9 protein-coding genes are annotated in these 15,373 nt (G+C 71.8%); 7 read left to right on the forward strand and 2 right to left on the reverse strand.

Annotation, left to right across the window (positions count from 1 at the left end):
• Window positions 1-68 precede the first annotated feature (68 nt).
• Window positions 69-2,723, reverse strand: a complete 2,655-nt coding sequence (locus ACFC1F_RS02235; RefSeq protein WP_376155050.1) for a transglycosylase domain-containing protein — start codon at window positions 2,721-2,723, stop codon at window positions 69-71.
• A 353-nt stretch (window positions 2,724-3,076) separates the two neighbouring features.
• On the opposite strand from ACFC1F_RS02235, the gene ACFC1F_RS02240 reads away from it, so the two are divergent.
• The 5 genes from ACFC1F_RS02240 to ACFC1F_RS02260 all read left to right on the forward strand — a co-directional run bounded on the left by ACFC1F_RS02240 (window position 3,077) and on the right by ACFC1F_RS02260 (window position 8,270).
• On the forward strand, window positions 3,077-3,778 hold the full coding sequence (locus ACFC1F_RS02240; RefSeq protein WP_148643841.1) for a PadR family transcriptional regulator: 702 nt from the start codon (window positions 3,077-3,079) through the stop codon (window positions 3,776-3,778).
• A gap of 126 nt (window positions 3,779-3,904) precedes the next feature.
• The gene (locus ACFC1F_RS02245; protein WP_209415680.1) at window positions 3,905-4,987 is read left to right on the forward strand and encodes an inositol-3-phosphate synthase; all 1,083 of its coding nucleotides are present in this window, start codon (window positions 3,905-3,907) and stop codon (window positions 4,985-4,987) included.
• A 122-nt stretch (window positions 4,988-5,109) separates the two neighbouring features.
• Window positions 5,110-6,447 carry an MFS transporter gene (locus ACFC1F_RS02250; RefSeq protein WP_376155051.1) on the forward strand — a complete coding sequence of 446 codons (1,338 nt, stop codon included), beginning with the start codon at window positions 5,110-5,112 and terminating at the stop codon, window positions 6,445-6,447.
• Window positions 6,448-6,544: 97 nt separating this feature from the next.
• Complete coding sequence (locus ACFC1F_RS02255) at window positions 6,545-7,189, forward strand: hypothetical protein (protein WP_376155052.1); 645 nt, start codon at window positions 6,545-6,547, stop codon at window positions 7,187-7,189.
• 52 nt (window positions 7,190-7,241) lie between these two features.
• Entirely contained in the window at window positions 7,242-8,270 is a 1,029-nt protein-coding gene (locus ACFC1F_RS02260) for a hypothetical protein (RefSeq protein ID WP_376155055.1), read from the forward strand.
• 90 nt (window positions 8,271-8,360) lie between these two features.
• Here ACFC1F_RS02260 and ACFC1F_RS02265 read toward each other — a convergent pair whose 3' ends face one another.
• A complete protein-coding gene (locus tag ACFC1F_RS02265; RefSeq protein WP_209415698.1) occupies window positions 8,361-9,785 on the reverse strand; it encodes a CCA tRNA nucleotidyltransferase in 1,425 nt (474 codons plus the stop codon).
• A 378-nt stretch (window positions 9,786-10,163) separates the two neighbouring features.
• On the opposite strand from ACFC1F_RS02265, the gene ACFC1F_RS02270 reads away from it, so the two are divergent.
• A complete protein-coding gene (locus ACFC1F_RS02270; protein WP_376155057.1) occupies window positions 10,164-12,656 on the forward strand; it encodes a DUF6049 family protein in 2,493 nt (830 codons plus the stop codon).
• Between the two features lie 58 nt (window positions 12,657-12,714).
• On the forward strand, window positions 12,715-15,303 hold the full coding sequence (gene murJ / locus ACFC1F_RS02275; protein WP_376155058.1) for a murein biosynthesis integral membrane protein MurJ: 2,589 nt from the start codon (window positions 12,715-12,717) through the stop codon (window positions 15,301-15,303).
• The last annotated feature ends 70 nt before the right edge of the window (window positions 15,304-15,373 follow it).

Raw genomic sequence — 15,373 nt, forward strand, 5'->3', positions numbered from 1 at the left:
CCCCCCCCCCACCCCCCCCCCCACCGCCGTTCACCACGAGTCGGCGCGTCCGAGCGCCTCCCGGTGCGTCAGGGTGCCGCCTGCCCGCCGCCGCCCGGGGTCGCCGAGGACGACGTGGTCGGCTTGCCCGGCTTGCTGCTGGAGGGGCTGGCCGAGGACGAGGACGGCGACGGCTGGGTCGAGCCGCACAGCCCGGGGATGAGGCAGGTCGGCGAGGAGCCGCCGCCACCACCGCCGCCGCCACCGTTGCCGCCGCCGTTGCCGCCGCCACCGCCCGGGTTGGTCTTGGTCGCGGACGGGGTGGGCACCGTGCCCGGGCAGTCCACGCCGGGGACGCAGGACGGGGCCTGGGTGGTCGGCGCCGGGGGCTGGGGCGCGCCGGCGTCCGGGGGGGTGGTCGCCATGGTCTCGGTGGCCGAGGGCGAGCTGGTGGGGCTCGCCGTGCTCGGGGCGCCGGAGGAGTCGACCTGGCTGCCGACCGGCTGCGGGGTCGGGAAGTCCATCTTCTTCTCGTTGGCCAGCGCCGCCTTCATGTACCGGGTGAAGATGTCGGTCGGGGTGTCACCACCGTGGACCGAGTCCTTGCCGCCGGTGCCGTTCAGCGAGAGCCGCTCGTGCTTGGTCGGGTCCTCGCGCCACATCGCGACGCTGGTGGCCAGCTGCGGGGTGTAGCCGACCCACCAGGCCGACTTGTTCTGGTCGGTGGTACCGGTCTTGCCGGCCACCGGGCGGCCCAGCGCGTTGCTGTTCTTACCGGTACCGTTCTTCGCCACGTTCACCAGCACGTCGGTGACGTTGTCCGCGACGACCGCCTCCAGCGCCTGCTTCGCCGCCGGCTTGGTGAAGCCGGGGCGGGCGGCGCCCTGCCACTCGACCTTGGTCACCGAGTAGGGGTCGGTCTGCTTGCCGCTGGCCGCGAGGGTGGCGTAGGCGTCGGCCATCCGGATCGGGCTGATGCCGGAGGTGCCGAGCGGGAAGGTCGCGGTCTTCGTGTCGACGAAGCTCTCCTTGCGCACGCCCATCGCCTCGGCGATGTCGGCCACCTGCTGGCCGCCGACGTCCTGGTTGAGCTGGACGAACGGCACGTTGTACGACCACTGCATGGCCTGGCGCAGTGAGACGTAGCCGGGCTTGCGCTTGTCCTCGTTCTTCTGCCGGTACGGCTTGCCGTCGTCGCCCATCACCAACGAGCCGTCGGGCTTGTGGATCTCGGAGAGGTCGTCGGCCAGGTAGCGGCTGTCGGCGTTGATCCGCTTGGGCTTGCCGTTCTCGGTCGCGGTCTGCACGCCGGTCTGCATCGCCGCGGCGAGCACGAAGGGCTTGAAGGTCGAGCCGACCTGGACGCCCTGGGCGTCGGCGTTGTTGTCGAAGTGCTGGTTCTCGACGCCGTCGCCGCCGTAGATCGCGACGAGCGCGCCGTCACCGGGGCGGATGCTGGCCGCGGCGAACTGGACGAAGTTGTCGTTGTCCGGGCGCTTCTGCACGTTGAGCGTCTCGCCCTTGACGTCGTCCACGGCCTTCTTGAGGGCGTCGACCTTGTCCTTCTCGAAGGTGGTGTAGATCTTGTAGCCGCCCTTGTCGAGCGCCTGCTGGTTGATCGTCGGGTCCTTCGACGTGACGTACCGGTTGGCGATGTCGACCAGGTAGCTGATCTGGCCGTTCATGTTGGACGGCGGGACCTTCTTGATCGGCTCGGGGAAGGTCGTGCACTTGGCACGCTCCTCGGCGGTGGCATTCTTGGTCTCCACCATCCGGTTGAGGATCCACTTCCACCGCTCTTCGGCGCGCTCGTGGTTGCCCTTGATGCTCGGGTCGTACAGGTTGGCGCCCTTGAGCAGGCCGGCCAGCATCGCGCTCTGGCAGAGGTCCAGGTCCTTGGCGTTGACGCCGTAGTACGCCTGGGCGGCGGCCTGCGCGCCCGTTCCGCGACCGAACCAGCTGGTGTTGAGATACCCCTTCAGGATCTCGGGCTTCTCGTACTCCTGATTGAGCTTCAGGGTGATGAAGAACTCCTTCACCTTGCGGTCGAGCGTCTGCTCCTGGCTGAGGTAGGCGTTCTTCACGTACTGCTGGGTGATGGTCGAGGCGCCCTGCGTCTCGCCGCCCTTGGCCATGTTGTAGAGCGCCCGCGCCATGCCCTTGGGGTCGATGCCGCTGTCGGTGCGGAAGGTCTCGTTCTCCGCCGCGATGACCGCGTTCTGCAGGTTGGGGCTGATGTCCGAGAGTTCGACGATCTGCCGGTTGGTCTCGCCCTTGCGGGTCATCTCCGTGCCGTCGGCCCAGTAGTAGATGTTGTTCTGGTCCTTCACCAGATCCTTCAGCGGCGGGATCGTGGTGCTCTGGTAGACGAAGTAGACCGTGCCGACGCACGCCGCGAAGACGACCAGGAACGCGGTCAGCCACTGCCGCCAGGACGGCAGCCAGCGGCGGACGCCCTCCTTGCCGAAGCGCGGGTAGTCGATGAACCGCTTCTTGCCGGGGCTGCCGCCCTCGCCGCCGCCCGCACGGGCACCCTCGGCGCCGCCGCGCTTGCCGCCCTTCTGGCCCGCCTTGCGCATCTCGGCGCGGCCCATCCGGGGCTGCTGGGCGGTCTCGCGGACGCCCGGGGGGCGCCTGCGGCCGAGTCCGCCCGAGCTGAGCTCGTCGCCCCCGGCTCCGCCCGGCCGGCCACTGTCGCCCGGGGGCTGCCCGTCGTTGGGCGACCTGCGCCGTCGTTCGCTCATGTTCCAGCTACTCCTCGCCAGGCCGTCGAGCCTGAAGGCAGGGTTCACGTCCGAATGCCCGTAACCGCCCTAACCCCGGAGGTGGTCCTCGTGCACACGCGACAGCGTACGCAGCCGAGAATCGCAACTAATCGGGCATCAAGTGCCAATGACCGCAAAACGGCGGCAGATCATTACACGCCCGTTGCCAACCACACCCGCGCGTCGCCTTGTGATCACATTCACGCGTGCCCCCCTTGCCCAGCCGGGGACCCCGGTTTACTGTTCTCGATATATCGAGCCGATACATCGGAGCGGCATACCGCCGGAGACGGCGGGTCACGGACCGGTCGAGGGGAAGGAGGACGACGGCATTGGGCAGGCGCTCAGGAGTGCTGGAGTTCGCCGTTCTCGGACTGCTCCACGACGCACCGATGCACGGGTACGAGCTGCGGAAGCGGCTCAACGTCCTGCTCGGCTCGTTCCGCGCGTTCTCCTACGGAACGCTCTACCCGTGTCTGAAGAGCCTGGTGGCCCAGGGTTTCCTGGTCGAGGACAACCCGGACGTCGAGTACGTCCCGGCCACCGCGCTGAACGGCAAGCGGTCCAAGATCGTCTACCGGCTCTCGCCCGAGGGCAAGCAGCGGTTCGAGGAACTGCTCGCCGACTCCGGCCCCGACGCGTGGGAGGACGAGCACTTCGGCGTCCACTTCGCGTTCTTCGGCCAGACCGACCGGGCCGTGCGGATGCGCGTCCTGGAGGGGCGCCGCAGCCGGCTGGAGGAGCGACTGGAGCGGATGCGCAACTCGCTCGCCAGGGCGCGCGAGCGGTTCGACGACTACACCGTCGAGCTGCAGCGGCACGGCCTGGAGTCGGTCGAGCGCGAGGTCCGGTGGCTCAACGAGCTGATCGAGACCGAGCGGGCCAACCGCACCGGCCGCACCGGGCCGTCCACCGGCGGCCCGGACACCGCAGGACCCGACAAGACTTCGGACGGCCGTGGCCAGGAGGCCGGATCCCCGGATCCGCCCGGGCCACCGTACGACCGCCCGGGGCGCTCCGCCCAGGAGCGCTGACACCGCGCAAGCCCTGTGCCGCGCGGCAGGAGTGGGCGCCTCGCGCCCGTCAAGCAGTCATCGAAGAAGCAGGACGAGTGCCGCCGAGCCCCGGCGGCCCTCATGAGATCACAGGGAGCAACCGGAATGGGTTCGGTTCGCGTAGCCATCGTGGGCGTGGGCAACTGCGCCTCGTCGCTGGTGCAGGGTGTCGAGTACTACAAGGACGCCGACCCGGCCGGCAAGGTCCCCGGGCTGATGCACGTCCAGTTCGGTGACTACCACGTCCGTGACGTGGAGTTCGTCGCCGCCTTCGACGTCGACGCCAAGAAGGTCGGCTTCGACCTGGCCGACGCCATCGGCAACAGCGAGAACAACACCATCAAGATCTGCGACGTGCCGCCGACCGGCGTCACCGTCCAGCGCGGCCACACCCTCGACGGCCTGGGCAAGTACTACCTGGAGACCATCGAGGAGTCCGACGAGGCCCCGGTCGACGTCGTCCAGGTCCTCAAGGACCAGAAGGTCGACGTCCTGGTCTGCTACCTGCCCGTAGGCTCCGAGGCCGCGGCCAAGTTCTACGCCCAGTGCGCCATCGACGCCAAGGTCGGCTTCGTGAACGCCCTGCCGGTGTTCATCGCGGGCACCAAGGAGTGGGCGGACAAGTTCACCGAGGCCGGCGTGCCGATCGTCGGTGACGACATCAAGTCCCAGGTCGGCGCCACCATCACGCACCGCGTGATGGCCAAGCTGTTCGAGGACCGCGGTGTCATCCTCGAGCGCACCATGCAGCTGAACGTCGGCGGCAACATGGACTTCAAGAACATGCTCGAGCGCGAGCGCCTGGAGTCCAAGAAGATCTCCAAGACGCAGGCCGTCACCTCGCAGATCCGCGACCGCGAGCTGGGCGCCAACAACGTCCACATCGGCCCGTCGGACTACGTGGCGTGGCTGGACGACCGCAAGTGGGCGTACGTCCGCCTCGAGGGTCGTGCCTTCGGCGACGTCCCGCTGAACCTGGAGTACAAGCTCGAGGTCTGGGACTCCCCGAACTCCGCCGGTGTCATCATCGACGCCGTACGCGCCGCGAAGATCGCCAAGGACCGCGGCATCGGTGGCCCGATCCTGTCGGCGTCCTCGTACTTCATGAAGTCCCCGCCGGTCCAGTACTTCGACGACGAGGCCAAGGAGAACGTCGAGAAGTTCATCCGCGGCGAGGTCGAGCGCTGAGCCACGGGCTGATCGCTCGTACGGCCTGAACGGGCCCACGGTCATCGACCGTGGGCCCGTTCACCTTTTCCCGCCGAATGTTTCACGTGAAACACAGGCCGGTTCCATGGCAGTCTGGGCGGGTGGCGATCACGGAGAACGGCAACACCCACCAGACCGCGCAGCGCGCCACGCTCCTCGACCTGCTCCGCGGGCGTGACTTCCGCCGGCTGCTGACCGCGCGGGTGCTCTCCCAGCTCTCCGACGGCGTCTTCCAGGTCTCGCTCGCCGCCTACGTGGTCTTCTCCCCCGAGAAGCAGTCCTCCCCCGCCGACATCGCCTCGGTGCTGGCCGTGATGCTGCTGCCGTTCTCGGTGATCGGCCCGTTCGCCGGGGTGCTGCTGGACCGCTGGCGCCGCCGCCAGGTGCTGTTCTACGGCAACCTGGCCCGGTTCGGGCTCGGCCTGGTCACCGGGGCGCTGCTCCTGGCCGAGGCGCCGACCTGGCTCTTCTTCGCCTCCGCGCTGCTGGTCACCGCGCTCAACCGGTTCATCCTGGCCGGCCTCTCCGCAGCCCTGCCCCGGGTGGTGCGCCAGCGGCAGCTGGTCACCGCCAACGCGCTCTCCCCCACCCTGGGGACGGTCGCCGCGGCCGTCGGCGGCGGCCTGGGCTTCGTCCTGCACCAGGTGATGCCCCCCGGGCCGAGGGCCGACGCGGCGCTGGTCACGGTCGCCGCCGTCCTCTACCTCTCGGCGGCGCTGGCGGCCCGCCGGATGCACCGGGACCTCCTCGGCCCCGAGCACCACCCGGACCGCCCCGCGCTCCGCCAGGCACTGGCCCGGGCCGCCCGCGACCTGGGCGCGGCCGTCACCCACCTGGTGCGGGACTGCCGGCCCGCCGTCCACGCGCTGGCCGCCGTCACCGCCGCCCGGTTCTGCTACGGCGTGCTGATCGTCATGGTGGTGATGCTCGCCCGCTACACCTTCAACGACCCCGCCGACAGCGCGGCCGGGCTGGCCACCCTGGGCCAGGCGGTCGGCCTCTCCGCGACCGGCTTCTTCGTGGCGGCGGTGATCAGCCCCTGGTGCACGCGGCGGCTCGGGCTGGCCGGCTGGATGACGCTCTGCCTGGTGGCGCCGGTCGTCTTCGTGCCCGCGCTCGGCCTGGGCTTCTCGCTGGTGCCGTGCCTGATCGCGGCACTGCTGCTCGGCGTGGTCACCCAGGGCACCAAGATCTGCGCCGACACCGTGGTCCAGGAGTCGGTCGAGGACGACTACCGCGGACGCGTCTTCGCCATCTACGACGTGCTGTTCAACGTCGCCTTCGTGGCGGCCGCCCTGGTGACGGCCCTGGTGCTGCCGCTCTCCGGCCGATCGGTGGTGGTGGTCGGCGGCGTGGCCCTGGTGTACGCGCTCGCCGCCGTCCTCTACCTGCGGGCGGCGCGGCGCACCGGCCCGCTCCCCGGTGACCAGGCGGTCTGAGAGGCTGCGACCCCTCGAAACCGGCGACGTCCGCGCGAGTCGCTAAGGTACGTCAGATCTGTCGCAGCGACAGCACTCTGTCTCGGGGGACAACCTGATGAGCACACCGCCCGGCCCCTACGGGCCGCCGCCCCAGTACGGCTACCCGCAGGCGCCGCCGCCGGCTCCCCAGGCGTACGGTGCTCCGCCGCCGCAGTACGGCGGGCCCCAGCAGGCCCCGGCCGGCTACGGACAGCCCCCGGCGTACGGCCAGCCGGCCGCGCCCCCGTACGGGCAGCAGCCCCCGTACGGCCCGCCGCCCGGGGGGCAGCCGCCCTACGGGCAACCCCCGTACGGGCAGCAGGCGCCGTACGGGCAGCAACCGACGGCGCCGATGCCGGCCGGACCCGCGAAGAAGACCAGCGGCAAGGCCAAGCTGAAGATCGTCGGTGGTGTGCTCGGTGGCATCGCACTGATCGTCGGCTACTTCGTCAGCGGTCCGAGCGTCAGCAGCGCCAAGGCCGGCGACTGCGTCAAGGCCAGCGGCTCGCGTGACGTCGAGATCGTCAAGTGCACCGACGCCAAGGCGAACTACAAGGTGCTGACGACGTTCTCCGGCACCACCGACACCAACCGCTGCAAGCAGACCGCCGGAACCACCAGCACGGTCTCCGGCAAGAGCGGCCGCCGCTGGAACAAGAAGCGGTACGTCCTCTGCCTCGGCCCGCTGTCGCCCGGCGTACCGCCGGCCAAGAAGTCCTGACCCGTTCGACCCACCTTCCCCGGGGGACCCTTTGTCCGTTCCACCGCCCCAGATGCCGTACGGCGCGCCTCCGCCCGCCGACAACAGCAACCCGTACGCCGCCGGGAACCCGTACGGCGCCCAGCAGCCCGGCTACGGCTACCCGGCCGCACCCCAGCCGGCCGCGCCCGGGTACGGCGTGCCGCCGCAGGCCGCCCCGCCCGGCTACGGCTACCCCGCCGCGCCCCAGCAGGCCGGCTACGCCCCGCAGGCCCCGCACGGCGGACCGGTCTGCCGGTTCTGCGGCGGCTTCCCGGCCGTGGACACCACCGTCCGCGGGCACCAGGGCATCATCATCATCATGCGGTTCCTGAAGCAGCCGGGACCGTACTGCCGCACCTGCGGCACCGCGATGGTCCGCGACATGTCGGCCCGCACGATGGTCCAGGGCTGGTGGAGCTACCTGGGCTCGATCTTCACGCTGGCCACCCTGCTGCGGAACCTCGCCGCGCACAACAAGATCAAGGACCTGCCGCCGCCGGCCCCCGGCACGCACGGCCCCCAGCTCGACCCGGGCGCCCCGCTGATGAGGCGGCCGCACGCGCTGATGCTGCTGCTGCCGGTCCTCTGGATCATCTCGCTCATCGTGCTGGTCGCCACCGGCGCCCTGCTGAACGACACCCACGACAACGGCTCCAGGCCGTACCACCCGATCGTGGTGCCCACGCCGAGCGCGGTGACCATGCCGCCCATGCCGTCGTTCTCGATGCCGCCGATCCCGGAGATCACCACCCCGGGCGCTGCGAAGCCCTCCACCCCGGCCGCGCCGAGCAAGGTGGCGGACGACATCGACAGCGCCAAGGTCGGCGACTGCCTGCGCAACGAGAACGGCACCTCCGCGACCCACGACCCCAACCCGCGGATCACCATGCTGCCCTGCAGCGACTCGCGCGCCCAGTACAAGGTGCTCCGCAAGCTGCTCGCCACCAGCGACGACAAGGCCTGTGACAACGTGCCCGACTCGGACAGCAGCTACACGCGCACCTCGTCCTCCGCCGCGCTGAGCTACGTGCTCTGCCTGAAGGGGATCAACGGCACCTGAGGGGCGTCAACGGCCGACGACCCGGCCGCGACGCATGCGGAAGGGGTGGCCCCGGGATTCCGGAGCCACCCCTTCCGCATGCGTCGGCGATCAGCCCTGCTGGGCGGCCCACCAGGCGCGCAGCGCGGTGACGGCCTCGTCGTGCTCCATCGGGCCGTGCTCCAGGCGCAGCTCCAGCATGTGCTTGTACGCCCTGCCGACCTGCGGGCCCGGCTTGAGCTCCAGCAGCTCCATGATCTGGTTGCCGTCCAGCGCCGGGCGCACGGCGTCCAGCTCCTCCTTCGCCTTCAGCTCGGTGATCCGCTCCTCCAGCCCGTCGTAGGTGCGGGAGAGCGCGGCCGCCTTCTTCCGGTTGCGGGTGGTGCAGTCGGAGCGGGTCAGCTTGTGCAGGCGCTCCAGCAGCGGCCCGGCGTCGGTGACGTAGCGGCGCACCGCCGAGTCCGTCCACTCGCCGCCGCCGTAGCCGTGGAAGCGCAGGTGCAGCTCGACCAGGCGCGAGACGTCCTCGGTCAGCTCCTTCGAGTACTTCAGCTCGCGCATCCGCTTGCGGGTCATCTTGGCGCCGACCACCTCGTGGTGGTGGAAGGACACCCGGCCGTCCGACTCGAAGCGGCGGGTGCGCGGCTTGCCGATGTCGTGCAGCAGCGCCGCCAGCCGCAGGGTGAGGTCGGGGCCGTCCTGCTCCAGGTCGATGGCCTGCTCCAGGACGGTCAGCGAGTGCTCGTAGACGTCCTTGTGCCGGTGGTGCTCGTCCCGCTCCAGCTGGAGCGCCGGCAGCTCGGGCAGCACGTGGCCGGCCAGCCCGGTCTCGACCAGCAGCCGCAGGCCCTTCACCGGGTGGGCGGCCAGCAGCAGCTTGTTCAGCTCGGCCTGGACCCGCTCCGCCGAGACGATGGTGATCCGCTCGGCCATCGCGGTCATCGCGGCGACGACCTCGGGGGCCGGCTCGAAGTCCAGCTGGGCGGCGAAGCGGGCGGCCCGCATCATCCGCAGCGGGTCGTCGGAGAAGGACTCCTCGGGGGTGGCGGGGGTGCGCAGCACCCGGGCCTCCAGGTCCTCAAGGCCGCGGTGCGGGTCGACGAAGCCCCGGCCGGGCAGGTCGACGGCCATCGCGTTGACGGTGAAGTCGCGCCGGACGAGGTCCTGCTCGATGGTGTCGCCGTAGGTCACCTCGGGCTTGCGCGAGCTGCGGTCGTACGCCTCGGAGCGGTACGTGGTGATCTCGATCAGGAAGGACCCCTCCGGGGTGTCCTTGCGCGCGCCCACCGTGCCGAAGGCGATGCCGACGTCCCAGACGGCGTCCGCCCAGCCCTTGACCAGCTTGAGGATCTGCTGCGGGCGGGCGTCGGTGGTGAAGTCCAGGTCGTTGCCGAGCCGGCCGAGCAGTGCGTCCCGGACCGAGCCCCCGACCAGCGCGAGCCGGTGACCGGCCGCCTGGAAGCGGCGGGCGATCTCGTCGGCGACCGGGGACACCCGCAGCAGCTCCTGCAGACCCAGGGTCTGCGCCTCGCTCAGGCCTGGGACGACCTGGGTGGCGGTGCTGGAATGATGGACGCCGGACTCGTGGGGCTCATTGGCAGTGGACACGGCTCACAAGGGTACGTGCCCCGGCGGCCGCGCCGCCCGCGCGTTTTCCGGTGCTCACCCCAAGGCCCGCAACACTGCACCCCCGGCTGCATCGTTACCATGCCGGTGGAGCGGGTCGCGGGCACCGACGAGGGGCTGCGGTGCCGCGTGCCAGTACGGTCGGCCGGGCCATGCCCGGTCGCGTTTCTCCACCGCTGATCCACCCGGCCGGCCCTCCCGGCGGGCGGGGAGTCCGCGGCATCACAGCATCGAGCAGCAAGCGATCGAGAACGGCGAGGGCGAAGCCCATGAGCGAGGGCGTAGCGCATGAGCGGGCGTAGCGAGCGAGCCGGGGACGAACGCCTGCCCGGGCGCCGCACGGCGCGGACCGTACGGCGGTTCGCCGCCGCGCTGGGTGCCGCGCTGGTGCTGCTCCCGGCGCTGCCGGCCGCCGCGCTGCCCGCCGGGGGCTCACGCCCGGCCGCCGACTCCGGGGTCTCCGCGGAGTACCCGGTGGCGATGACCATCGAGTCGGTGAACAAGCCGGTGGCCGTCCAGAACGGCACCGTGACGATCTCCGGGCACATCACCAACGGCGGCAGGTCCGTCCTCAAGTCCGCCCATGCGGCGGTCCGCAAGCCGGCCGGGGGCAAGCCGCTGACCACGCGCAGCGAGCTGGCCTCGGTCGCCGGCCGGACCAACCCGTCCAGCTGGGACGGCGTCGCCCTGGAGAGCCCGCAGTACGCGCTCAACGAGCTCGGCCCGGGGCAGAGCCAGCCGTACACCCTGAGCGTCGCCGTGAGCGACCTCCAGCTCTCCGGTGAGGGCGTCTACGAGCTGGCGGTGGACGTCTCGGGCTCGACCGCGGACAACCAGCGCGACCGGGCACTGGGCATCGCCCGGACCTTCCTGCCGTACGACCCGACGCCGACCGAGGCCCAGCCGTCCAAGGTCACCACCCTCTGGCCGCTGGTGCACGCGCCGGTGCTGGTCGCGCAGACCATGTCCGACAACGACCTGACCATCCCGGTGCTGCGCGACGACAGCCTGGCGGCCGAGTTCGCGCCGGGCGGCCGGCTGTACGAGCTGGTCGAGACCGGCTCGTCGCTGAACGGCCTGACCTGGGTGATCGACCCCGACCTGCTGGACACCGCGTTGGCGATGACCAAGCGGTACCGGGTGCAGAAGCCCGGCATCGCCGACAGCAAGAAGAAGGCGGCGAAGGAGGAGAACACCGTCGACGGCACCGGCTCGGCCGCCGCCACGGCCTGGCTGGAGAAGCTGCGGGCCGCGGTGGCCAAGAACGGCAGCCAGGTGGTCGCGCTGCCGTACGCCGACCCGGACCTCGCCTCGATCGCGCACAACGCCGCCGAGCTGCAGGGGGTGGACACCGCGCTCGGCAAGGCGGCCACGGCCGGCCGGCTGACCGTCGAGGGCCGGCTCTCGGTGGACACCCGCTCGGACGTCGCCTGGCCCTACCAGGGCTACCTGGACCAGCAGATCGCGGGCATGGCCCAGCGCGTCGGCAGCGGGCTGCTGCTGGTGAACGGCGCGAGCCTGCCGGAGCCCGACTCGCTGAAGTACACCCCGACCGCGGTCCGGCCGATCGGGAACGGGCAGACCGCGGTGGTGGCCGACGAGGAGGTCTCGGCCCTGTTCGCCGGTGACCTCAACACCCCGCAGGCCCAGACCCTGGCGGTGCAGCGCTTCCTCGCCGAGACCTTCGTGATCTCCCGGCAGGAGCCGCAGAACCCGCGCGGCCTGATGGTGATGCCGCCGCGCGCGCTCACCGCCGAGACCGCCAAGGTGCTGGCCACCGCCGTGCAGGCGGCGCAGGCCGGCAAGTGGGTGGAGCCGGTCAAGCTGGACGTGCTCGCCCAGGGCCCCGCCGACCCGAAGGCCAACGGCAGCGTCCCGGCCGCCACCGACTACCCGGCGCAGGCCCGGGCCTCGGAGCTGCCGTCCTCGGCGCTGACCGACACCACCGGCATCCAGTCCAAGCTGGACATGCTGATGCGCGTCCTGACCCTCCCGCAGCGGGTGCGCGGCCCGTTCAGCGCCGCCATGGTCCGGTCGATGTCGACCGAGTGGCGGACCGAGGCCCCGGCCGGCGCCCTCTACCGGCAGGGGGTCGACGCCTACCTCGACGAGCTGATCAAGGCGGTGAACGTACCGCAGAAGACCTCGATCACCTTCGCCGGCGACACCGGCGTGCTCCAGGTCAGCGTCCGCAACGACCTGACCCAGCCGGTCACCAACCTCAAGCTGGTGCTGCGCCCGACCCAGGCCAACCGGCTCAAGATCCACCCGGCCGAGGAGCTGGTGCTGCCCGCCTCGCAGAGCGTCACCCTGCGCTTCCCCGCCGAGGCGCAGAACAACGGTCCGGTGACCGTGACGGCCGAGCTCTGGACCACCGGGCCGAACCCGCAGCTGTACGGCACGGCGCAGACGTTCACGGTGGAGGTCACCTCGGTGACCAACGGCGTGCTCTACGTCTTCGGGGGCGGCCTGGTGCTGCTCCTGCTCGCGGCACTGCGCTTCTTCCGCCAGCGCAAGCGCCGCGCGGAGAACGGCGACGACGGCGAGCCGATCGGCGACGCCCCGCTCGTCGACGACCCGGCCGACGACCCGGCGGACGACGCCGGGACCGACGCCGGGACCGGGGACCGGGACGGCGCCGGGGGAGGCGCCACGGAGACCGGGGGGCGGGGCACCGGCCCCGCCGGGGGAGGGGAACCCGACGGCGACGGCCAGACACCGCGCGCCAGCACCGCAGATGGCCGGGATCGGGCCGTCGGCAATGAGAAGGTTGGTCCTTGATACCGCCGACACCCGCCCGATGCCGGGTCGGCCTCCCCCACAACAGCGAAGAGGTGACATGACCGGGCGCAGCGAGGAGCGGCCGCCGGGCCGTGGTGAGGGCCGGCCGGGCGCCGAGTCGCCGTCCGGCGACTGGTACGTGGCCGACACCTACGCCCAGGACCCGTACGCGGCCGATGCGTACCAGGGCCCCGAGGACGGCCCGGACCCGTACGGCCTGCGGGCCGCCCGGCCCGCCGCGCCGCAGCAGCAGGCCGCCGCGTACGACGTGCCGCCGCAGCTTCCGCCGCAGGGCGGCGGCTACCCCACGCCGGTGCCGCCGGCGTCGTTCGCCCCGCCCGTCCCGCCGGTGCAGCCCGGCTGGGACACCCCGCCGCAGCAGGCCGCGGCCCGGCCGCAGGAGCCGGCGGCGGACTGGCCGGACGCCCCTGCCGCCTGGGAGCGGCCCGCACCGGTCGGCGGCCAGTGGGCCGGACCGCAGCAGGGCCAGCAGCAGGGCCAGCAGCACGGGCAGCAGCAGCACGGGCACCAGCAGTGGCAGCCGGGCCCCGCGCACTCGGCCTGGGACTCCGAGTCCACCGAGTACGTGGGCGTCGACGCGCTGTTCGGCGGCGGACGGACCGGCCTCGCCGACCCGGCCGCCGAGGTCCGGCCGCCCGCCCAGCAGCCCCCGGTCCAGCAGCCGCAGGTCCAGCCCCTGCTCGCCCAGCCGCCCGTCGCCCCCGCGCCGCACCCCTCGTCCGCGCCGTTCCCCCCGGCCGACGCGTACCGGGGCGGGCCGGGAGGTCCGGGCGGTCACGGCGGTCACCAGGGCGGCCCGAACGGCCAGGACGGGCAGCGCCCGCCCGTCTTCGTCCCGCCGATCGAGTTCGACCCGCCGCTCTCGGAGGAGGAGGCCACCATGCAGGTGGCGGCGGTACAGATCCCGCCCGCGGTGGAGCCCCTGGAGGACCTGGCGGCCGAGGAGCACGCCCCCGCGGCGCCCGCTCCGGCGGCCGGCGGCGGCAAGGTCGCCAGCCTGCTCAACTCCAGCGCCATCATGGCGGCCGGCACCCTGGTCTCCCGCGGCACCGGCTTCGTCCGGACCATGGTGATCACGGCCGCGATCGGCGTCGGCATCATGGGTGACTCCTACAACGCCGCGGGCACCCTGCCGACCCTGCTCTACATCCTGATCGGCGGCGGCGCCCTGAACGCGGTGTTCGTGCCGCAGCTGGTCCGCAGCATGAAGAACGACGCGGACGGCGGCACCGCCTACGCCAACCGGCTGCTCACCCTGGTGATGGTCGGCCTCGGCGTCGTGGTGCTGCTGGCCGTCGCCGGGGCCCCGCTGCTGGTGCAGCTGATCTCGCACCCGATGATGGCGAACCCGGCCCGGGCGGACACCACCGTGGCGCTGGCCCGGTACTGCCTGCCGACCATCTTCTTCATGGGCATCCACGTGGTGATGGGCCAGATCCTCAACGCCCGGGGCCGGTTCGGCGCGATGATGTGGACGCCGGTCCTCAACAACATCGTGGTGATCTTCACCTTCGGCGCCTACATCTGGGTCTACGGCGGCTTCGGCGAAACCCACGTCACCCCGGAGGGCATCAGCCCCGAGGGCGTCCGGCTGCTCGGCATCGGCACCCTGGTCGGCCTCGTCGTCCAGGCGCTCGCGATGATCCCGTACCTGCGGGCCGCCGACTTCCACTTCCGGCCGCGCTTCGACTGGCGCGGCCACGGCCTGGGCAAGGCCGCCCGGCTCGCCAAGTGGACGTTCTTCTTCGTCCTCGCCAACCAGGCCGGGTACCTGGTCATCACCCAGCTGGCGACCGCGGCCGGCAGCGCCGCGGAGAAGGGCGGCCACAACGGCGTCGGCCTGGCCGCCTTCTCCAACGCCCTGCTGATCTGGCAGCTCCCGCAGGCCGTCATCGTCGTCTCCCTGATGAGCGCGGTGCTCCCCCGGCTCTCCCGGGCCGCCGCCGACGACGACGCCGGCGCGGTGCGCGACGACATCTCGTACGGGCTGCGGACCACGGCGGTGGCGGTCGTCCCGGGCGCCTTCCTGTTCCTGTCCCTCGGGCCGGCGATCGGCCGTGCCATCTACGCGGTGGGCGGCAGCGAGACGGCCCTCGACAGCGCGACCAACGTGGGTCTGATGCTCTCGGCCTTCGCCCTGGGCCTGATCCCGTACTCGGCGCAGTACGTGATGCTGCGCGGCTTCTACGCCTACGAGGACACCCGGACGCCGTTCTCCAACACCGTCTGGGTGGCGGCCTGCCAGGCCGTCTTCTCGCTCGCCTGCTGGTTCCTGCTGCCCGCCGAGTGGACGGTGGTCGGAATGGCCTTCGGCTACGGTCTCGCGTACGCCGTCGGAGTGACGGTGGCGGTGCCCAAGCTGAAGAAGAAGATCGGCGGGCTGGACACCAAGCGGATCGGCAAGACCTACGCCCGGCTGATCGCCGCCTGCGTACCGGCCGCGCTGGTCGGCGTCGGCGTCAGCCTGGCGGTCCAGCAGGTCCTCGGCGGCTGGCTGGGAAGCGTGCTCACCATCGTCCTGGCCGGCGGCCTCCAGCTCGCCGTCTTCGTGCTGATCGCGAAGAAGCTGCGGATCGAGGAGCTGAACGCCATGCTGGGCATGGTCCGCGGCCGACTGGGCCGCTGACCCGCCGCACCAACCGGCCGCCCCGGACATCGCCCTGACCGGGCGTCAACCGGACGGACCGGGTTCTCCG

This window comes from Kitasatospora sp. NPDC056181 (genome assembly GCF_042266225.1).
GTDB lineage: Bacteria > Actinomycetota > Actinomycetes > Streptomycetales > Streptomycetaceae > Kitasatospora.

What these genes read in the sequence shown, in the direction of transcription:
- ACFC1F_RS02235 (WP_376155050.1), bottom strand. Translation starts at nt 2,723, where the DNA reads ATGAGCGAACGACGGCGCAGGTCGCCCAACGACGGGCAGCCCCCGGGC.
- ACFC1F_RS02245 (WP_209415680.1), top strand. Translation starts at nt 3,905, where the DNA reads ATGGGTTCGGTTCGCGTAGCCATCGTGGGCGTGGGCAACTGCGCCTCG.
- ACFC1F_RS02255 (WP_376155052.1), top strand. Translation starts at nt 6,545, where the DNA reads ATGAGCACACCGCCCGGCCCCTACGGGCCGCCGCCCCAGTACGGCTAC.
- ACFC1F_RS02260 (WP_376155055.1), top strand. Translation starts at nt 7,242, where the DNA reads ATGCCGTACGGCGCGCCTCCGCCCGCCGACAACAGCAACCCGTACGCC.
- ACFC1F_RS02270 (WP_376155057.1), top strand. Translation starts at nt 10,164, where the DNA reads ATGAGCGGGCGTAGCGAGCGAGCCGGGGACGAACGCCTGCCCGGGCGC.
- murJ (WP_376155058.1), top strand. Translation starts at nt 12,715, where the DNA reads ATGACCGGGCGCAGCGAGGAGCGGCCGCCGGGCCGTGGTGAGGGCCGG.